The sequence below is a fragment of the Clostridium sp. CAG:265 genome (assembly GCF_000436575.1).
Taxonomy (GTDB): Bacteria; Bacillota; Clostridia; order Clostridiales; family Clostridiaceae; genus Clostridium; species Clostridium lentum.
In genome coordinates this window covers 1-21874 of record NZ_FR886627.1, presented here as the reverse complement: position 1 = coordinate 21874, position 21874 = coordinate 1, and the positions used below count along the sequence as shown (strand labels likewise).

Annotated in this window: 20 protein-coding genes; 19 read left to right on the top strand and 1 reads right to left on the bottom strand. The window is 28.7% G+C overall.

The genetic code is table 11. The annotated features are described in order from the left end of the window. Positions 1-7: 7 nt before the first annotated feature. From Q5O29_RS08470 to holA, 12 genes are all read left to right on the top strand, one after another. Entirely contained in the window at positions 8-961 is a 954-nt protein-coding gene (locus Q5O29_RS08470; RefSeq protein ID WP_022212527.1) for a DUF4003 family protein, read from the top strand. A gap of 10 nt (positions 962-971) precedes the next feature. Further along, positions 972-2018: a DNA polymerase IV gene (locus Q5O29_RS08465; protein ID WP_022212526.1), complete on the top strand. Its 1047-nt coding sequence runs from the start codon at positions 972-974 to the stop codon at positions 2016-2018. A 155-nt stretch (positions 2019-2173) separates the two neighbouring features. Continuing rightward, positions 2174-4462: an AAA family ATPase gene (locus Q5O29_RS08460; protein WP_022212525.1), complete on the top strand. Its 2289-nt coding sequence runs from the start codon at positions 2174-2176 to the stop codon at positions 4460-4462. 170 nt (positions 4463-4632) lie between these two features. Then, positions 4633-4968 carry an anti-sigma F factor antagonist gene (spoIIAA, locus tag Q5O29_RS08455; protein ID WP_022212524.1) on the top strand — a complete coding sequence of 112 codons (336 nt, stop codon included), beginning with the start codon at positions 4633-4635 and terminating at the stop codon, positions 4966-4968. Positions 4969-4982: 14 nt separating this feature from the next. Then, positions 4983-5405, top strand: a complete 423-nt coding sequence (gene spoIIAB, locus Q5O29_RS08450) for an anti-sigma F factor (protein ID WP_022212523.1) — start codon at positions 4983-4985, stop codon at positions 5403-5405. Positions 5406-5424: 19 nt separating this feature from the next. Then, the gene (gene sigF, locus Q5O29_RS08445; protein WP_022212522.1) at positions 5425-6180 is read left to right on the top strand and encodes an RNA polymerase sporulation sigma factor SigF; all 756 of its coding nucleotides are present in this window, start codon (positions 5425-5427) and stop codon (positions 6178-6180) included. A 184-nt stretch (positions 6181-6364) separates the two neighbouring features. Then, on the top strand, positions 6365-6838 hold the full coding sequence (gene spoVAC / locus Q5O29_RS08440; protein ID WP_022212521.1) for a stage V sporulation protein AC: 474 nt from the start codon (positions 6365-6367) through the stop codon (positions 6836-6838). A gap of 18 nt (positions 6839-6856) precedes the next feature. Further along, positions 6857-7876, top strand: coding sequence for a stage V sporulation protein AD (gene spoVAD, locus Q5O29_RS08435; RefSeq protein WP_022212520.1), 1020 nt, complete (start codon positions 6857-6859; stop codon positions 7874-7876). A 24-nt stretch (positions 7877-7900) separates the two neighbouring features. Beyond that, positions 7901-8257 carry a stage V sporulation protein AE gene (spoVAE, locus tag Q5O29_RS08430; RefSeq protein ID WP_022212519.1) on the top strand — a complete coding sequence of 119 codons (357 nt, stop codon included), beginning with the start codon at positions 7901-7903 and terminating at the stop codon, positions 8255-8257. A gap of 92 nt (positions 8258-8349) precedes the next feature. Continuing rightward, positions 8350-10833: a cation-transporting P-type ATPase gene (locus tag Q5O29_RS08425; RefSeq protein WP_022212518.1), complete on the top strand. Its 2484-nt coding sequence runs from the start codon at positions 8350-8352 to the stop codon at positions 10831-10833. Between the two features lie 18 nt (positions 10834-10851). Then, positions 10852-12552 (top strand): ComEC/Rec2 family competence protein, encoded by a 1701-nt coding sequence (locus Q5O29_RS08420; RefSeq protein ID WP_022212517.1) that lies wholly within the window; start codon positions 10852-10854, stop codon positions 12550-12552. Between the two features lie 15 nt (positions 12553-12567). Then, positions 12568-13599: a DNA polymerase III subunit delta gene (gene holA, locus Q5O29_RS08415; protein ID WP_022212516.1), complete on the top strand. Its 1032-nt coding sequence runs from the start codon at positions 12568-12570 to the stop codon at positions 13597-13599. Between the two features lie 118 nt (positions 13600-13717). Here the strand turns inward: holA and rpsT are convergent, their stop codons facing one another. Further along, the gene (gene rpsT, locus Q5O29_RS08410) at positions 13718-13981 is read right to left on the bottom strand and encodes a 30S ribosomal protein S20 (protein WP_022167175.1); all 264 of its coding nucleotides are present in this window, start codon (positions 13979-13981) and stop codon (positions 13718-13720) included. Between the two features lie 183 nt (positions 13982-14164). Between rpsT and gpr the strand changes: the two genes are divergently transcribed. The 7 genes from gpr to grpE all read left to right on the top strand — a co-directional run bounded on the left by gpr (position 14165) and on the right by grpE (position 21814). Continuing rightward, positions 14165-15139 carry a GPR endopeptidase gene (gene gpr, locus Q5O29_RS08405; protein WP_022212515.1) on the top strand — a complete coding sequence of 325 codons (975 nt, stop codon included), beginning with the start codon at positions 14165-14167 and terminating at the stop codon, positions 15137-15139. An 81-nt stretch (positions 15140-15220) separates the two neighbouring features. Then, positions 15221-16324 (top strand): stage II sporulation protein P, encoded by a 1104-nt coding sequence (gene spoIIP, locus Q5O29_RS08400; protein WP_022212514.1) that lies wholly within the window; start codon positions 15221-15223, stop codon positions 16322-16324. Between the two features lie 81 nt (positions 16325-16405). Continuing rightward, positions 16406-16837, top strand: a complete 432-nt coding sequence (locus Q5O29_RS08395) for a hypothetical protein (RefSeq protein WP_022212513.1) — start codon at positions 16406-16408, stop codon at positions 16835-16837. A 123-nt stretch (positions 16838-16960) separates the two neighbouring features. Beyond that, entirely contained in the window at positions 16961-18766 is a 1806-nt protein-coding gene (gene lepA / locus Q5O29_RS08390) for a translation elongation factor 4 (protein ID WP_022212512.1), read from the top strand. A 116-nt stretch (positions 18767-18882) separates the two neighbouring features. Continuing rightward, positions 18883-20013: a radical SAM family heme chaperone HemW gene (gene hemW / locus Q5O29_RS08385; protein ID WP_022212511.1), complete on the top strand. Its 1131-nt coding sequence runs from the start codon at positions 18883-18885 to the stop codon at positions 20011-20013. Positions 20014-20198: 185 nt separating this feature from the next. Continuing rightward, on the top strand, positions 20199-21230 hold the full coding sequence (gene hrcA, locus Q5O29_RS08380) for a heat-inducible transcriptional repressor HrcA (protein WP_022212510.1): 1032 nt from the start codon (positions 20199-20201) through the stop codon (positions 21228-21230). A 20-nt stretch (positions 21231-21250) separates the two neighbouring features. Continuing rightward, entirely contained in the window at positions 21251-21814 is a 564-nt protein-coding gene (gene grpE, locus Q5O29_RS08375) for a nucleotide exchange factor GrpE (RefSeq protein WP_022212509.1), read from the top strand. Positions 21815-21874: the final 60 nt, after the last annotated feature.

Genomic DNA, 21874 nt, shown 5'->3' with positions numbered 1-21874 from the left:
TAAAGGGATGGAAAAATTTCTTGTTGATAGGATAGATAGAACTGTAGATAATTACAGATTAGCTAAAGAGTATTTAAAAAATGATGGTGATATATTAAATCACTTTGCATCACTGGTTTTTTCTCATTATGAAAGAGAGATACCAATAGATAGAATAAAGGAAATTAGGAAAGAAATTAAAGCTGTTACACCAAGAATGTCACCCTTTAGAGGAGATATATTATATATAATATCATTGTTGATTGCGACAACAGATAAGGATATGCAACAAGAAATAATAGAAAATATGTTTAGTGCTATGGAAAAACTTGAGGAAAATGGTTTTAGATCATGTAGCCATTTAGTGCTGACAGCATATGTTATAGGAAGATATGGCAATTCAAGGAAACAAGATGATATAGTGTACAAGCTAAAGGAATCATATATTTTATTAAAAGAAAAGTATAATAATATTACTAATGAAGATGATTATTTATTATGTGCACTATGGAGTATTAACAATATAGAAGTGGAAGTAGTAAATGATTTTATAGAAAATGTTTATGATCATGTGGCTGATTATAATATAAGAACTAAAAATGGTGTTCAAGGGCTATCAAATGCCATGATTTTAAATGGATCATCAGGTCACATGTATAGAAATATGGAATTTTTGTTACAATTACAAAAGAGAGATATAAAGATAGCCAATCAATTTTTACCTTTAGTAGGAGTGTTGTCTAACACAAATCCTAGAAGAACTGTAGATTTAGTTGAAGGTGTCATAGAAGACTTATGTGATAAGGAAGCTGAATATGAATTTTATTTAGATAAGGGCTTTAGAACAATAATTGCAGTAGTAATAGTATCTTTTTGTACTATAAGTGATAAGAGAAGATATATAGATGAACTTTTAGCCCATGGAGTAATATCTTTTATTAATAGTAAGAATAAGGGTATATTTGAAGAAGCTTTAAGTTAAGGTGGTAATAATGCATAGAATAATTTTACATGTAGATATGGATGCTTTTTTTGCTTCTGTGGAGCAGTTAGATAATCCACAGCTTAGAGGTAAGCCGGTAATAGTAGGAGGAGTAAGTGAACGGGGAGTTGTTTCAACATGTTCATATGAAGCAAGAAAGTTTGGTGTAAAATCTGCAATGCCAGTCTTTATGGCCCAGAGGTTATGTCCAAAGGGACATTTTGTTAGGGTAAGATATCATAGATATAAAGAAATATCCAATAAGATATTTGCTATTTTTAGAGAGGTGACACAGCTTGTGGAGCCTCTTTCTATTGATGAGGCATATTTAGATGTGACTAATAGCAGATTTTTAAGTGGTATGGAAGCTGCAATATATATTAAGAGTAGAGTTTTAAAGGAAATTGGTTTAACATTATCCATAGGAATATCTTATAATAAATTTTTAGCAAAATTAGCATCAGACTGGAATAAGCCTAATGGTATAAAAGTCATAGATAAGGATATGATACCAAAAATATTATTACCACTATCTATTTCTAAAATACATGGACTAGGAAAAAAATCGGTACAAAGATTAAACAATATGGGTATATATATTATTAAGGATTTATATCCATTAAATAAGGAGTTCTTTTTAGAATATTTAGGAAAGAGTGGTTTAGATATTTATGAGAGAATAAGAGGAATTGATAAGAGGATTGTGGAAGTTAATAGAGATAGAAAATCCTATGGAAGAGAAACCACATTGAAGTTTGATACTGATGAAATAGAGGAGCTAGAACCTTATATTCAGGGATTTTGTAAGGAGCTTGCGGCAATATTGGTAAGGCAGAATATCTATATAAAGACAATAACAGTAAAATATAAGACCATTGTTTTTGAGAATCATACAAGAAGCAGGACTTTAAATACATACACTAATAATTATCAGATTATTTATAAAACAGCCATGGATATTTTACATGAAGAGAAATTGGAAAACCGCATCCGCTTAATAGGAGTTACATTATCAAGTATTAGGGAAGAAGATGTACAGCAATTAACACTATTTTAATAATAAGTTTATTTACTAAAAGAAAAATAAAAAAATAAACCTCCGCTTATAAAATAATTTACTAAAAAAAAAATTTGAGAATATTAATATAGTATAGAGCTATGTAAGGAGGGACTGCTTTAGAAAAGCTTAAGGCTTTTCAAGTGGAATAGTATATGAAAAGAGAGTTAACTCCAAATGAAATTAAATTTGATATATCAATAGATAAAAATATAGAAAAGTCAAATAATGTATCAGAATATGAAGAGGCTTTTGCTAAGATAAAGAGAGCATTAAAGATTACAAAGGAAGGATACAATTTATATTTAGTAGATTCATTTTCAAAAAAGAAGCTTAAAGAGTTAATTAATTTCATTGAAGATGAATATAAGGAGTTAGAGCCACCTAAAGACATATGTTATGTAACCTTGGAAGACGAAAATAAGCCTGAAGCTATTTTTGTTGCTAATGGCAAAGGAAAAAAACTAAAGGAGACAGTTAGTAATATAAAAAAGTCGTATTTAGATGTAATAGATGACTTTTATAGCGATTCCACTAATGATGAAAAAGATTTTTTGGTGGAAGAAGTGGAAAATAAGAGGAATGATTATCTTAATGAGCTGATTAAGATGGCTAAAGATGAGGGATTTGAAGTGAAAGCCACCAGTAAAGGGTTTGCTTTTTTACCTTTAAATAATGAAGAAGAAACCATGACAGAAAAGGAATATGATAATTTAGAAGATAATCACAAGGATATAATTGTAAGCAAAGCTGGAAATCTAAAAAAGAGAGCAGAAACTATTTTAGAAGAACTGCGAGATATTGAGTTAAAGTCTATTAGGCGTTTAAAAAAACTTTATACAAAATTTTTATCCAATAAGATGGAAGAACTTAAGGATGATGCTTTGCTTGAATTTATTACTGATGATGATTCTTATGAGTATCTTGAAAGGTTATTTACATGCATTGAAGAAGATATAGTTGAGTGCTATACCATGAGTATTGAAGATGACGAAAATGAAATATATAGAATTTTAAATAAATATGATGTGAAAGTAATTGTGGATAATAGTAACAATTTTGTACCACCTGTTATTTATGAGGAAGATCCTAATTTAAATAATCTTATAGGAACTGTAGAATATGAAAATCATAATGGAATGTATGTAACCAATATATCATTAATAAGTGCAGGAGCAGTTCTAAAAGCTAATGAAGGTTGTCTTATTCTAAGACTAAATTCTTTAATAATGAATTCTCTTAGTTATTATTATCTCAAAAAGATACTGTTATCAAATAAAGTAACTATAGATTCAAATAAGAATCTTGTGGAATTCATAAATATAAATGGTTTAAAGCCAAAGCCTATTCCAATAAAAGTTAAAGTTATATTGATAGGCGATTATGATTCATATGATATATTGTATAATTCAGATGAAGATTTTAGAAAATTATTTCCTCTAAGAACGGAAATTCCAGATATAGTTGAAATAACTGAAGGATCAATTAATACATTAAAAGATAGAATAAATCAGAAGGTGAAACAAGAAGAAATCTTGAAAATTAATGAAGATGCAGTTAGTGAGATAATAAAGTATTTATGTAGAAAGGCTAGTAGCAGAGAGAATATTTTAATAGAAGATTATACTCTAGATAAGCTTTTGCAACTTACAGATATATATGTAAAAGAAAAAGGTGATTATGTTATTACCAAGGAAGATGTAATGAAGATTGCTTACGAAGAAGAATTTATTGAAAAAGAATTTATTAAGATGTATAAGAAGGGGAAAATACTTATAACCTTAACTGGTGAAAAAGTTGGTTCAGTTAATGGACTTGCTGTATTGGATACCGGTTACTATTCTTTTGGTAGACCAATTCGGATAACTTGTGTGGCATATAGGGGTACTGGTCGTATTGTAGATATACAAAAGGAAAGTAATTTAAGTGGCAAAATTCATGAAAAATCCATCAGCATACTTCGTGGATTATTAAGCAGTTTATTAAATGCTTATGAGAGCATTCCAGTTGATTTTCACGTAAGCTTTGAACAGACTTATGGCATAGTGGATGGAGATAGTGCATCAATAGCAGAAATAATTACTTTATTATCAGCATTATCTAAATATAAGGTAAAGCAAAATATAGCTGTAACAGGATCTGTAAATCAATTTGGAGAAGTACAGGCTATTGGAGGCGTTAGCGAAAAGATAGAGGGATTCTATAAGGTGTGTAAAATAATGGATACTATAGAAAATAAGGGAGTTTTAATTCCTGCTTCCAATAGAGATGAACTTATTATCTTGCCAGAAGTTGAAGAAGCTATAATTAATAATAAATTCCACATATACACAATGGAAAATTTAAATGATGCAATAGAAGTTTTAATGCTTGATGAAGGACAAACTTTAGAAATGTTTTATGAAGATATAAAGAAGGAACTTAAAAAGTATAGTGCTAAATAAAATAAGGATAGAACCTATATGGAAACTAATTATGATAGTTTTATTATAAGGTTCTATTTTTATTTTTTATTTACATTGACTACAAAACAGAAAATATGTTAAATTAAACTTATGGTAAAAAAAGTAAATAAAAGAAGGGGAGGATACTCTATTCGTTAGAGCAGTACAATATGGATATAAAATTTTCAAATGTAGACGGATTTTTAATTATTGAGCTAATTGGAGAACTGGATCATCATAGTGCAGAAGAGGTAAGGGTTAAGATAGATGATAGAATTGATAGAGATAATATTAAGAAAGTTATATTAAATTTCAGAAATGTAACCTTTATGGATAGTTCTGGAATTGGTGTAGTTATAGGAAGATATAGAAAGCTCAAAAATAAAGCTGGACATATATCAGTGGTAGAAATAAATAAAAGAGTCGATAAAGTTTTTGCTTTATCTGGATTATATAAGATCATTAAAGCGTATAAAAATGTCCAGGAAGCTATGGAAAGTATGTAATGGAGGGAAATATAATGTTAGATAATAAGATAAGTATAGAATTTCAAAGTTTATCACAAAATGAAGGTTTTGCCAGAGTTGCTATATCTGCATTTATAGCACAACTTGATCCAACTATAGATGAAATGGCAGATGTGAAGACAGCAGTATCAGAAGCTGTTACAAATTCTATAATTCATGGTTATGAAAATAAAAAAGATGGAATAATACGAATAGAAGCTTGTATTTCTGGAAATAATGTAATTATAAAGGTAATAGACTATGGCAAAGGTATAATCGATGTTGAAAAGGTAATGGAACCATTATATACATCAAGGCCAGATTTAGAAAGGTCAGGTATGGGATTTACAGTGATGGATACTTTTATGGATACTTTACAAGTTACTAGTGAAGAAGGAAAAGGAACAACAGTTATTATGTCAAAAAAATTTAATTAAAATGGTTAGGGAAGGTATTATGAATAGTAAAGGTTTAAAAAATGAATATAGTTATTCAAGTAATTCGGAACTATTACCACTTGCGAAAGCAGGTGATATAGAAGCTATGAATAAATTAATAGAAATAAATCTTCCGTTGGTATCATCAATAAGCAAAAAGTTTATTAATAGAGGATACGATTATGAAGATATATTTCAAATAGGATCCATAGGATTGGTAAAAGCAATAAAGAATTTTGATGTAAAATTTAATGTTAAGTTTTCCACATATGCAGTCCCTATGATTATGGGGGAAATAAAAAGATTTTTAAGAGATGATGGAATAATTAAAGTTAGCAGAAATGTCAAAAACATTGCAAGAAAAATACATTTTGATAGGGAAGCGTTGTCTAAAGAGTTAAATCGTGAGCCTACGATTGAAGAATTATCACAGTATTCAGGGTTTAATAAAGAAGATATAGTACTTGCTATGGAATCTTCAGCAAATCTTCAGTATCTATATGATACTATTCATCAAGATGATGGATCACCAGTGTTGTTAATAGACAAGATAAGTGAAGTTAATATTGAAGACAATAGTGTGGTAGATAGAATTGCTTTAAAAGATGTACTTCAAAACTTAGATAGCAAATCAAGACAAATTATTATGCTTCGCTATTTTAAAGATAAGACGCAGGTGCAAGTGGCTAAGATGCTTGGAATAAGTCAGGTTCAAGTATCGAGAATCGAAAAGAAAGTGCTCTTAGAAATGAGGAAACAATTAGAAGAATTATAGTAAACGAAAGAAGGATAAAAATGAATACGATTTATTAATGAGCAGTTATAACAATTTTAATGTTGTAGCTGTTTTTTTATTAGGATAACATTTAAAAAATAATAATTAGTAAGAGAAATTTATAAGTGATATATATAATTTAATAATTGGGAATACTAAATTCAAATTAGTAAGGAGGGTAAATATGAGCAGAGTTTCTAAAAAAGAGGAAGCTATTAAAGCTAAATATGATAAGCTAAGTCAAGAGGCCAAGCCAAAACCAAAATACATAAAGAATGTTATAATGGCTTTTCTTGTTGGTGGAGCTATATGTACCATTGGGCAAGGAATATTTGAATTGTTAAAGGCTTTTGGTATTTCTGAATATGATGCAAAGATATGGCTTCCAATAATAATGGTTTTTTTAGGGGCATTATTAACTGGGATTGGTGTATATGATAAAATTGCTAATTTTGCAGGGGCAGGAACGGTAGTACCTATAACAGGATTTGCTAATGCTGTGGTATCACCAGCTATTGAATTTAAAAAAGAAGGGTTTGTTTTTGGTGTAGCAGCAAAGATGTTTACCATAGCAGGACCAGTACTTGTATATGGTATTGGCTCATCTGTAATCATAGGTATAATTTATTATTTGCTACTTTATTATTCAATACTATAAGAGAAGGGAGTCTATGGAATGGAGAATGATTTGAAAAAAATAGGTAATCAGACCATTAAATTAAATAGTAATCCTAAAATTATTTCAACTTATTCAATAGTAGGGCCTAAAGAAGGGCAGGGACCATTAGGTGAATATTTTCATGAAGTCATAAGTGATGATACTTTAGGTAAAGATAGTTTTGAAAAAGCAGAGTCAGAAATGATGTATACAGCTATAAAGGGGGCAATTAATAATGCAAATATAAAAGAAGAGGATATTGATTATTTATTTGCAGGAGACTTATTAAATCAAATAACTTCATCAGGATATGCTGCTAGAGATTTAAATATACCTTTTTTTGGACTTTATGGAGCATGTTCAACTATGTCAGAATCTTTGAGTATGGCAGCTTTATTCATAGATGGAAGTTTTGCTAAGTATGTAGTAGCTAGCACTTCATCTCATTTTAGTTCAGCTGAGAGACAGTTTAGATTTCCATTAGAATATGGCTCTCAAAGGGCACCAACAGCTCAATGGACTGTAACAGGCTCAGGCGCTATGGTGCTTTCTAAAGAAGGAGATTTTCCTATGGTTACATACATAACAACAGGTATAGTAAAGGATTATGGTGAAAAAGATGCTAATAATATGGGGGCGGCTATGGCTCCAGCAGCTGTGGATACATTATATAATCACTTTAAAGATACAGGTAGAACTCCAGATTATTACGATATAATAGCTACTGGTGATTTAGGGAAGATAGGGAAAAAGATGACTTTAGAGATGTTAAAGGAATATGGCTATGATTTATCAAAAAATTATGTTGATTGTGGAGATATAATTTTTGATAATGAAACTCAAAATACTTGCTCAGGTGGAAGTGGATGTGGATGTTCAGCTGTAGTAATGTGTGGATATTTTTATAAGCGGCTTATGAAAAAAGAAATAAAGAAGCTACTTTTAATTTCAACTGGAGCGCTTATGAGTCCTACTAGTACTTTACAAGGTGAAAGCATTCCAGGGATAGCTCATGCAGTAGCCATTGAATATGAATAATATTTTTGAAGGGAAATGTAAAAAATGGAATATGTTAGTGCGTTTATAGTAGGTGGATTAATTTGTGTTGCTGGACAAATATTGATGGATACAACTAAGCTAACTCCAGCTAGAATCCTAGTTATATTTGTTACAGTAGGTGCTGTACTTGGAGCCTTTGGCATATATGATAAATTAGTAGATATAGGAGGGGCAGGAGCAACAATACCTCTTCCAAGCTTTGGTAACAGTCTAGCTAAAGCTGCAATACAAGCAGTACAGGAAGATGGATTGTTAGGTGCTTTTACTGGTGGTATTAAAGGTGCTGCTGGTGGAATAACGGCAGCGATATTTTTTGGTTATCTAATGGCATGTTTATTTAATCCTAAGACAAAAGAATAGTTTGATAAAAAAATTAATATACTTTAAAAAAATATTAAAACCGTTTATAATTACTTTTATAAACGGTTATTATTTTAAAAGGAGTGTAACATTTGAAAGAATATTATCAGAAAAGCTGGACAAGAGTTGTAGAGCTTTTAGGCAGTAATGTATATAAGGGGTTAATGGAGTATGATTGTATCGTAAGAAGAGAACAATATGGAGACAATAAAGTAATTATTCCTAATAGAAAAAGTATAGGACGTTCATTATTAGAGAAATTATTTAGTTTAAGTAGTTTTATATATTTATTTGTAATTATATTGTTTATAGTGAGTAAACAATACATATTTTTATTAATAGAATTAATAGCATTTTCATTAAGTATAATACATACTTGGTGGTATAGTTTAAAGAATAAAAAAAATATTGAAATGCTAGGTAATCTTAATACTAGTGATGTAACAGTTTTAAGAGAAGGTGTTGAAAGAATAGTTTCAGCAGAAGACCTAGTTATAGGAGATATAGTTTTATTTAAGGAAAACTCTTTTATTTCAGCAGATTTACGAATAATATCAGCAGAAAATTTAAAAGTTAATGAAAGAAATATAACAGGTGATAAGGTATTAAAAGATAAATATGAAGCTATGCTTGATAATAATGTTGCTTCATTAAGTGATATAAGTAACATACTATTTAGAGGAAGTATTATAAAATCTGGAAGTGGAACTGGTATAGTTATAGCTACAGGAATGAATACACATTTAGGAAAATTATTATCAGCTTTAGATAGATATGATTTAAAGAAAAATTTAGGTTTTAAAGAAATAGACGGAATTATAAGTAAAATAAATATTATAGGAATATTAATTTCTGTTATATTGTTTTTTGTGGTTCCAGGGAAGGTATATATTAAAAAAGAGATTTTATTAGATTGTTTATTTATATCAACAGCATTTATATATCCACTTATCTATTATATATATGATAAAATTATATCTAAAGAATTAGAAAAAGATAATATTTATGTAAATAATATTTTTACGTTAAAAGATAGTGATATAGTTAAGGTGATTTTTGTTGAAAAGTTTGGTTCTATAACAGAAGATACAGCTGAAGTTGAAAAAATATTTTACAATGAAACTTCTTTTTTAGCAAAAGATTTAGATAAAGGAAATAGTGATTTGTTAAGAATGATTGGTATTTGTTGTACAACAAGCAATATTTATCATGAAACAAAAGATGAAGAGGATATTTTTGGAGAGGCATATATAAGATTTTGTGAAAAATATGATTTTGATAAAGATAAAATTGCTAGGGAAAATAGATTTAAATTTAGAACAGAAGTTAATTCAACAAATAGTATAAAAACTACTGTAACTAAAAATTCTAGAGGATTTAGAGCTACATCTAGAGGTAGTCTTGATAAAATACTTTCTAAATGTACAAATATATTAATTAATGGTGTAGAATACCCATTAACAGAAGAAGAAATAAATAAGATAAAGCTTGCTGATTTATGTTTTTCAAGGGAAGGACTAATTACTGAAGCAATGGCTTATAGAAGATTTAACTATGAACCATCAAAAGAAGAAAATATAGAAAGCAATATGGTTCTTGTAGGATTATTTGGACTTAAAAATTCTATAGTTGAAGATGTTAAAGAAGATATAGAAAGTCTTTTTGATGATGGAATATTACCATTATTATTTTGTGAAGACAATAAGATAAGTGCAGAAATATTAGGAAGAAATATAGGTCTTATATCATCATCTAAGGAAGTTACTTCTGGTGTGGAGTTAAGCCATATGTCTGAAGAAGAATTTTATAAAACAGTATCAAAAGCAAGAATATTTTGTAGACTTAAGCCTGATCAGAAGTTGAAGATTGTAAATGCTTTTTATAACGATGGCTTTAAGGTTGCTGTGGAAGGTGAAACCTTAGGAGATTTATCATTGATATCTATGTCAAATATAGGCATAGGAAAAGCAAAAGCATCCAAAATATTAAAGCATATATGTGATATATATACTGAAAAAAGTTCTATTAAAGCATTATTACACCTTAAGAGAAAGGATAAGGAAGTAAGAAAGTCAATTGAATATGCTAATAGTATATATATGCAATTTATTTTATCTCAAATATTTATGATGTATGCTTATTATTTTATTGACGATAAGATATTATTTAAAAATAGTAGCATTATTTCTTTAAATTTATTACTAATACCAATGGTTCTATTAGCTTTAAATAATTTATCAATAAATAATATAGAAAATAAACATAGTTTGTTAAATGCAGTTATATATAATGTAGTGACAATAGTAGCTATATTAGCAATGAAAGAAAATATTGAAATTGTGGTATTTTTAATAATGTGTATAAATTTTCTTACTTATTTGTATAGAAATCAATTTAAAAATATATATGAATATAAAAATATTATATATACAGCTTTATATATAATTATTGTAATAATAGGAACAATATTTCTTTATAAGAAGGAAGTATTAATAAATATATTTACAATAAGTATTATATTAATATCCTTTTTAGTATACGTAACAATGATTTGGTTTTCTAAAAAATGGCAATAATTTAATTGAGGTGTTGTCATGAGTAAAGAAAGTGGTGTTTATTATAATAATCCGTTATTATACATATTTATAGTGTTTATATTGGCATCATTTACATATGAAATTTATTATTATAATAAGCTGGCAGCAATTCTCATTGCAGCTAGCTTGTTTTTTTTAATAACTTTTAATACTGAAAGATATCTTAAAATATTTTTACTGATAATTCTTATAATTGCACTTATGAATAATGTTTTTTATTATAATTATACCCCAAAAGCTAACGAAGAAATTAGAGTAGTTTCACTAAAATATAATAGGGGAATTGGAGAGATAAAGGGGAGAAAAGTAAATATATCTATAGAAGCTTCAGAAGAAATTGTAGGTAGTAAAATTTACGCAAAAGGAAATTTTAATAGAAATCTTAATATTTCTAAAGGTATAATAGGGGATTTTACAATAATTAAATATGAGAAGAGAAAAAAGTATCTAACTTTATATTTGTACGACTTAAGAAAGGATTTATATGATAAAATTCAAAGTAAATTAGGGGCAAGGAAAGCAGGAATAATTTCCTCAGTGGCTTATGGATATGATGATAATATTGAGAGCTATGATAGAGAAAAGATGAAGTATTATGGAATATCCCATGCCATATGTGTTTCGGGATTGCATATTACAATGGTATATTCTATTGTACTGTTATTTGGATCTAATTTATTAGGAATGATTGTTTCTTTTTTTTATATGTTATTTTCAGGTACTAAGGAAGCAGCTATAAGGGCATATATAATGATTGTTATATCTAACTTAGCTTTAAAGCTTAAACGTCAGTATAATATGATGGCTGCCTTATCATTAGCTGGAATAGTAATATTAATAGTTAAACCTTATTGTTTGTTTAGTATTGGATTTATATTGTCTTTTGTAAACATTATTGGAATTAATTTTTTTAATAAGAAGATTAATAGGGTATTTTATAAGATTCCTTCTAAAATACGGCAAGTAGTTGCTATAACTCTATCAACACAAATTTTTATTTTACCAATAACAATGATGTATTTTAATGAATTTTGTGCTAATTCAATCATAGGAAATCTACTAATTATACCTTTTATTAACATAATAATAGTATTAGGTAATTTACTAATATTATTTTTAAAGATTCCAATGGTTTTTAATTATATTTTATTTGTTAGTAAATATATTATAATTTTAATGGATAATATTATGAATTTTTTTGATAAAATCACAATTGATATATTTTATATATATTATGGAGCTGCTTATTTTTATATTGCTATGCTCATAACATATTATTTTTATAAAAAGGGATATAAGCGATTTATATATTACCCAATTATAGTATTTATCTATGTGTCTATTATAGTTTATAGTCCTATAGTTAATATTAAGTATTATAATGAAGGAGCAATAGTAATAAGTTTTAAGGGGAAAAGGACATTTATTCAATATAATGAAGATGCGAATAATGATAAGTTAGAAAAGATAACCCTATCTAAAGAAAGGTTAGATAATAATTTTAAAAAGTTTTTAATAAAAGATGGGGTTTATATAAAGCCAAGTGGAGAAAATTATATAATAAAGACAGAGAAAGAACAGTGTCTACTTAAAGTTAATTATGATAAAATAAATTATAATTATGAAATAATTGATTTTACAAAAGGTGACATTAAAGATGTATGGATAGTAAAGGATATTATAATATCAAGAAGATAGGAGTGTAATAATTTATTGATTAATATAGATGGTTTTGAAAGCGAGTTAAAAAAGGGTGACATAGGATCGGGATATGTTTTTTGTGGTTTAGATGAAGAACTTATAAAAGAAAATATTAATATTCTTGTAAAGAAGTTAGTACCTGATGAATTTATGACTTTAAATTATGAAAGACTAGATGGATTAACTACTACTTTTAATGATATAGAAAATGCATGTGAAACTATGCCTTTTTTTGGTGAGAAAAAAGTAATTGTTGTATATAGAGCTAACTTTTTAAAGGATAAAACTGATAAAGAGGGAGCAAAATTATATTCAGAAATTTCTGAGTATGTAAAAAATCTTCCACCTTATGCAGTGCTAATAATGTATTATTTATTTAATGATAAAAGAGATACTCCTAAAAAAAATAAAAAGTTAGGAACTCTTGATAAATATATTAAGGTAGTTCATTGTGATAAACTAAAGAAGGATAAATATTATAAAAAAATAGAAGATATATTTAAGGAAAATGGAAAAAATATAGGCAAAATACAAGTAAGATATTTTGGGGAAAAGGTACAAAATAATTTTGATATAATAAAAAGCGAAATAGATAAATTATGTGCCTATACATATGGTAGGGAAATTGAAAAAGAAGATATAGATAAGCTTATTGCCAATAAAAGTGAAGATGATATTTTTGATCTAGTAGAGTATATTTCTAATAAGAAGGTTGATAGGGCTTTAGATTTGCTAGATGATTTATTATTTAAGGCAGATCAACATATTCTTATAATAACTACCATTGAAAATCATTTTAAAAGGTTATATGAAATTAAAATTTATATGAGCAAAGGAAAGAGAGTAGATTATTTTATGAGCAAGTATAGGTTACCACAATTTGTTTGTGAAAAGCTTATGAATCAAGCTAATAAATTTTCACTGAAGCAATTAGGTCAATTTATTAGAATATGTGTTGATACAGAAAATAAGTTAAAGTCATCCACAGGAGATAAATCTACAGAAATGGAGCTTATGCTATTTAAGACTTTCTTGGCTAAGTAAGATATAGAGAAAAAGTGTTTTATAATGAATACTACATAAAAAATCACCTTTTTTATATAAAGGTGATTTTTTATGTAAATAAATAGTCGGTGATTAAAAACCACCGACTCCTTATTGATTACGCCATAGCGTTTAATTTCGCAGCTAATCTTGACTTCTTTCTAGCAGCCATGTTCTTGTGAACAACACCTTTTTGAGCAGCCATGTCTAAAGACTTAGATGCTTTAACGAATGAAGTTTTAGCTTCTTCAGCGTTGTTAGCAGTTACTGCAGCTTCAAAGTTCTTTATAGCAGTTTTTAAAGCTGATTTTATCATTCTGTTTTGAGCAGTTTTAGTTTCAGTAACTTTAATTCTCTTCTTTGCTGATTTTATGTTTGCCATTCAATTCACCCCCTTAAATTTTTATAGGGCCTCTTGCAGTTTTTGGGGAAATCTGCGTACGAGTTCATTTTCAACAAATCATATTATATCATTGAAAGTTTAGAAGTTCAAGTATGAAATTAAAAGTAATTTGGGAAAATAATTTTGTAGTTGTGAAAAAAGGTAAAAATAGGAGGGAAAATAATGATAAGTATACGTACAGATTTAGCCATAGAAGCAAAGCAAGCATATACTGAGGAAAATAAGAGAGAACTTGACGGAGTTAGGGTAGATGAGGAGAATGATGGAGATATAAAGGTTACTACAGTAACTATAGAAAGTGATGAAGCCGGAAAGGAATTAGGAAAACCAAAAGGGCATTATATTACCATAGATTTTCCGGAATTTACAAGTTATGATGGTGAATGTATGAATGAGTTATCTATGGTGGTAGGAAAAGTCCTTAAGAGATTGGCAGATGTTACTGAAGAAAAATTAGTGCTTGTAGTGGGACTTGGAAATTGGAATGTAACTCCTGATGCTTTAGGACCTAAGGTAGTTGAAAAGATAATGGTAACAAGACATATAAAGCAGATTATGCCTGATGCTTTAGAAAGTCATGTAAGGTCAGTTTGTGCATTGGAACCAGGAGTACTAGGCATAACAGGAATTGAAACTGGAGAGATTGTTAAAGCGGTAGTTGAAAAAGTTAAGCCAGATTTAGTTATATGTATTGATGCTTTAGGCTCAAGAAAGTTAGACCGTGTCAATAGAACTATTCAAATAGGAGATACAGGGATTTCTCCAGGAGCAGGTGTTGGAAATAACAGAATGCAAATTAATGAAAAGAGTTTAGGAGTAAAAGTATTAGCTGTAGGAGTACCTACTGTTGTAGATGCTGCTACTATAGCTAATGATACTATTGATATGGTGCTTGATGACCTTGTAGGAAAAGTTGAAAGGGGAAAGGAATTTTATTCTATGTTACAAAAAGTTGATAAAAATGAAAAGCAAATGCTTATAAGAGAAATATTAACTCCTTTTGTAGGAGAATTGATTGTAACACCTAAAGATATAGATACTATTATTGAATCACTTGCCAAGATAATAGCTGATGGAATAAATATAGCAGTGCAACCAGAAATGGAAATGGAGGAAATAAATAAATTTTTAAATTAAAATAAGAAAAATATTTAACAGTATAATTTGTAATAAGTATGTCACTTAAACATATAAATGTATAAGTGAGGTGAATTATGAATGAGTTATGTTTTTCATGGAGGTGAAAATAAAAGAGGACGGAATAGGATAAGCATTGATATAGTGGTTATATTGATTATAGTAGTATTTTTTTGTATAAGATGCATAGTGGTATTAAATAATTATCGGGAAAGGGGAGCATATGCGTATGTTCAGTTATTGAATTACTGCATGCCAGTGGTGGAGGAGTTAAATTATGATGCCAGTGATTATGCGGAAAATAATTTAAGTATAAAAAATGTTATCTTACAATCATTAGGACTATATAATCTAAGATTTGAGGATATTGTAAGTAATGAATTGACAGTGTTTGCACAAATAAATAGAACTATTACAGGAGCAGTGGCTAATAATAACAGTGGTATACAGCCATATGAAATTAACTCCAATAGTGTTGCCATGATTACAGAAGAAGAAAATGAAGCTATAGCTAAAGAAAGTCCTGCATATGATGAAAGTTTAAAGAAAACATTAGACGAAGCTAATCCAGAGGTGCTTATATATCATACTCACACCCATGAAAGTTATTATGATGGTGGAAATGTAGACGAAGGATATAATTATAATACAGATAATAATGATTATAATGTAGTTGGTGTTGGAGATGTTCTTGCTAAGGAATTACAAGATGGCTATGGCATAGCGGTAATTCATGATAAGACAATACACGATACTTCATATAATGATTGCTATGGAAGGTCTAATGAAACAGTAAGCTCTTATTTAAATCAGTATGGAGATTTTAAGCTTATTATAGATCTACATAGGGATTCAAACAGTAATAGGCAGGCTGTTACAGCAGAGATTAATGGTGAAACAGTTGCTAAGGTAATGTTTGTAGTAGCTGGGAACAGTAGCAATTATTCAAGTAATACCCAGCTTGATAATAAGCTTATAGAAATTATTAATAGATTATTTCCAAGCCTTCTTAGAAGTACTAATATTTTTGTTTATGATTCTGGTATAAACGCTTTTAATTTGAATTTAAGCAATAATATATTGCTTTTAGAGGATGGATCAATAGCAAATACTGCTATAGAAGCAAAGTTATCAGCTAAATATATAGCTAGGGTAATAGCAGAGTATATAAAAAATTATACTTAATTGAATAAAGAATTTAAAATATGTGCATCCTTTACAATGTTAAAACGCTATAATTGCGTAAAAAATAAGGGGTGCATTTTTATGCTTAAGAAGGGAATTGTTCATATAATTCTTTTTAGTATGGTTATAGTAGGATGTATTATAGTCAATATCAAAAATACAGAAGCATTATCTCCATTTGGCAATACACTTAATAATTATCAAATAATCACTGAGGAATTTGGCGAAGATTTTTCAGAGTTTATAAAAGATAATGCCAATATAAAGATATATTTAGATAAAGGAGAGGATACTGTACAGGTTCAAATTGGAAATAAGAAAATAAAGTTAACTAAAAATAATATATTTATAGCAAAAATTAAATCAATAGGAAGTTTTTTTATTAAGCAAATTTCTAAAATAGAGAATACTTTAGGGAAAATAACAAAAAATACAAAAGAGAATGAAAAAACTAAAAGTAAAATTGACATAATTGTTGATGATTTCATAGAATGGTTAGAACAACAAAATTAAAAATATAGATTAATTTGTTAATTAACCAAGAATCTTGACACTGACAGGATAATTTATGATATAATTTACTCTGATTTAATATAATGGGGGTGAAGAAACTACTAATTTTAGTAGTTATTATATATGGCAAGCAATAGACAATCAAAAATTAGAAATTTTTCAATTGTAGCACATATTGACCATGGTAAGTCAACATTAGCAGATAGATTATTAGAAAAGACAGGAACTCTTACTCAAAGGGAAATGGAAGAACAAGTTCTTGACAATATGGAGCTTGAAAGGGAAAGAGGAATTACTATAAAATCTCAAGCTGCAAGACTTATCTATAAAAGAGAAGATGGAGAAGAATATATCTTAAATCTAATAGATACTCCAGGGCACGTAGACTTCACATATGAAGTTTCAAGAAGCTTAGCAGCTTGTGAAGGAGCTATCTTAGTTGTTGATGCAGCTCAAGGTATAGAAGCTCAAACATTAGCTAACTGCTATTTAGCATTAGATAATGATTTAGAAATAGCACCGGTAATAAATAAGATTGATTTACCATCAGCTAGACCTGATGAAGTTAAGCAAGAAATTGAAGATGTTATTGGAATTGAAGCAGAGGATGCTCCGATGATTTCTGCTAAGACAGGATTAAATGTAGAAGATGTTTTGGAAACAATTGTAGAAAAAATTCCAGCACCAAATGGTGATGAAGATGCTCCATTAAAGGCACTTATTTTTGATTCATACTATGATAGTTATAAAGGTGTTGTATGTTATGTAAGAATAATAGATGGTAAAGTTAAACCAGGAACAAAAGTAAAGCTTATGGCAACAAATAAGGTATATGATATAACTGAAGTAGGAGTATTTACACCTAAGTTAATGCCTATAAGTGAATTAAGTGCAGGAGATGTAGGATATATAACAGCATCTATAAAAAATGTAGCAGATGCCAGAGTTGGGGATACAGTAACAGAAGCAAATCGTCCAACAGCAGAAGCTCTTCCGGGATATAAGAAAGCTGTACCAATGGTTTACTCTGGTATATATCCAGTAGATGGTGCTAAGTATGATGAATTAAAGGAAGCATTAGAAAAGTTACAAATTAATGATGCTGCTTTAGATTTTGAACCTGAAACATCTATAGCATTAGGTTTTGGATTTAGATGTGGATTTTTAGGACTTCTTCATATGGAAATAATCCAAGAAAGAATTGAAAGAGAATTTAATTTAGATATTATTACAACAGCTCCATCAGTTGTTTATAAGGTTACTAAAACTAATGGAGAAACAATTGAGCTTACTAACCCAACTAATCTTCCTGAACCGACAGAGATAGATTATATGGAAGAACCAATTGTTAAGGCATCAATTATTGCGCCAACAGATTATGTAGGTGCTATAATGGATTTATGTCAAGAAAGAAGAGGAATTTATATAGATATGGAATATCTTGAAACAACAAGAGTTGCTATTAACTATGAAATTCCTTTAAATGAAATAGTATATGATTTCTTCGATACATTAAAATCAAGAACAAGAGGATATGCTTCATTTGATTATGAATTTAAAGGATATACTACTACTGAACTTGTTAAGCTTGATATATTATTAAATGGAGATGTTGTTGATGCATTATCAATGATAGTTCCTAAAGAAAGAGCTTACCATAAAGGTAGAGGAATTGCTGAAAAGCTAAAAGAAATAATTCCAAGACAAATGTTTGAAGTTCCAATACAAGCAGCAGTTGGATCTAAAGTTATAGCCAGAGAAACTGTTAAAGCTATGAGAAAAGACGTTCTTGCTAAATGTTATGGTGGGGATATTTCAAGAAAGAAGAAACTTTTAGAAAAGCAAAAAGAAGGAAAGAAGAGAATGAGACAAGTTGGATCTGTAGAAGTACCACAAGAAGCATTCATGGCAGTGCTAAAAGTAGACTAATGAAAAAGCTAGAAACTTTAGGGTTTCTAGCTTTTTTAAACCCTTAGGAAATTATAAAATTTTTAGCTTTTTTTTAGAAGCTTTTGGTGGGATAATAAAAAATTGGAGGAATGAGTATGAAGGAAATAAGTTTATATATACATATACCATTTTGCAAGCAGAAGTGTTTTTATTGTGATTTTCCATCTTTTGCAGGAAAGGAGAGGTATAGGGAAGCTTATATAGAAGCTTTATGTAAAGAGATATTAAATAAGTGTCAGCAATATAAGATAAAAAGTATATTTATTGGAGGAGGAACTCCATCATATTTAGAAGTACATGAAATTAAAAAGCTTCTTGAAACAGTAAATAAGCTTCAGCTTGTAGATGATATGGAGTTTACCATGGAATGTAACCCAGGTACAGTTAATGAGGAAAAACTTATTGCCATGAAAGATGGTGGAATAAATAGAATAAGCTTTGGTTTACAGTCATGTAATAATGAACTCCTTAAAATAATAGGAAGAATACATACTTATGAAGAATTTGTAGATAATTATAAATTAGCTAGAAAACTGGGTTTTAATAATATAAACGTAGATCTTATGTATGGTCTGCCAAATTTAACAGTGGATTTATGGAAGGATACCCTTGCAAAGATTTGTAATTTAAAGCCAGAGCATATATCAGCATATAGCCTTATCATAGAAGAAGGAACTGCTTTTTATACATTGCATATGAAGGATAAATTAAATTTACCATCTGAAGAAGAGGAAAGAGAAATGGATAAACTAACAAAAGATCTACTTGGTAGTGGTGGTTATAATCAGTATGAAATATCTAACTATAGCTTAGAAGGAAGAGAATGTGAACATAATAAAGTTTATTGGAAACTTAAAGAATATATAGGAGTGGGTTCGTCATCTAGTTCGTATATAGATGGCTTTAGGGTTGTTAATAATCCAGATGTAAAAAGTTATATTGAAAAAATACAAAAAAATGAAAGTGTTGAAATTGATAGATATAAAAATACCATTAAAGATGAAATTGAAGAATATATGTTTATGGGATTAAGACTTAATGAAGGTATAAGTAAAATGGAATTTAAGCAAAAGTTTAACACTGATATAGACAGTATATATGGAAATATAATAGAGAAGAATATTAAAAGAGGTCTTCTTGAGCTAAAAGATGATAAATTATCTTTGACGGTAAAAGGAATAAGCTTAGCAAATGAGGCTATGTCAGACTTTATATTAGAAAAATAGATTGAATAGAAAATAAGAGTAATTTAAAGAAAAAAAGAGAAAAAATCACACTATTTTAAATAGTAAATAATAGGTGGCAGAATATGAGAAAATATGAAATTGACAAAAAAAGCGAATAAGAATATATTGATATTGTAGTCATTAGCACTCGGTGTTAGTGAGTGCTAACAATAGGGGTGATGAGATTGGCTATTGATGATAGAAAAATTAGAATACTCCAAGCCATTATAAACGACTATATTGTGACAGGTGAACCTGTTGGATCAAGAACAATAGCTAAAAAATACGACTTAGGTATAGGATCTGCCACTATTAGGAATGAAATGGCCGACTTAGAGGAGATGGGATATTTAGAGCAGCCTCATACATCTGCAGGCAGAATCCCCTCCAGTAAAGGCTATAGATTATATGTAGATCAATTGATGCAGAGGGAACAGCTTACAAGAGAAGAAGAGCTTAGAATTAAGGAATATATCATTAATTCAGCTATGTATGAAGTGGATAAGGTATTAAAAGAAGCATGTGTGCTATTATCAGAGTTAACTAATTTAACTTGTATAGTGGAAACTCCTTCTATGAAAAGAAGCAGGATAGTATCGATGCAGCTTATAGGTATTGATAAGTCCAATATAGTAGCTGTAATAGTTACAGATAGTGGAGTTATAAAAAACCATAGAATAAGAGTATCACATATGCCTATGGAAAGTGAATTAGATAGAATCAATGAAGTTCTTAATATTAAGTTAAAAAACCTAACAATAGATGCAATAAATCTACAGGTGATTAATGAAATAAAGGAAGAACTTAAGGGATTTGATGATTTATTTAATGCAATACTTCCAGCTCTATATAAGAGTTTAAATGAAAGTACAAAATCAGATTTATTAGTTGAAGGAACTACCAATCTTTTCAATTATGCAGAATATAACGATATTGAAAAAGTCAAAGATATGCTTCAACTTATAAGTAATAAAGATTGTGTTATTGAATTATTAGAGCCAAGTGGTGATATTACCATAAAGATTGGTGATGAAAATTATATTCCAGAAGCAAAAGATTGTTCTGTAATAACAGCAGAATATTGTTTAGGTGGAAGACCAATTGGTAATATAGGTTTAATTGGACCACAGAGAATTAATTATTCAAAAGTAATTTCAATAATGGCTCAAGTAATAAAAGAACTAAATAAAAGTTTAAGAAATCAGAGTCTTGAGTAGTGTGAGAAGAGGTGTATTGAATGGAAGAAAATAAAGATTTAAATGAAGAAATCATTGATGAAGCAGAAGCTACAACAGAAAGTACTGAAGAGGTTAATGAGGCTGAAAACAATGAAGAAACTGATTTAGCTTTAGTTAAAAAGTTAAAAGAAGAAAATGATAAACTTTCAAAAGAAGTTGAAGCATTTAAAGATAGATTATTAAGGGTTACAGCCGAATATGAAAACTTTAGAAAGAGAACTGCCAAAGAAAAGGAAGGAATATATGCAGATGCATGTGCAGATGTATTAAAAGAAGTTATTCCAACAATAGATAATCTTGAAAGAGCTTTAGCAGTTGATGGAAGCGTTGAAGATTTGAAAAAAGGAATTGAAATGACTATTAAAGGATTTCAAACTTCACTTGAAAAACTTGGAGTTGAAGAGATAAGTGTTGAAGAAGGATTTGATCCTAACATGCATCAAGCAGTAATGCATATTCAAGATGAAAATTTAGATAAAAACGTTGTTGCTGAAGTATTCCTGAAAGGATATAAGAAAGGTGACAAAGTAATAAGATATTCAATGGTAAAAGTAGCAAATTAGTTTAATTTTAATAGATAGAAATTGATAGTGTAAAGTTTCGTATGAAAAAATAGCATAGGG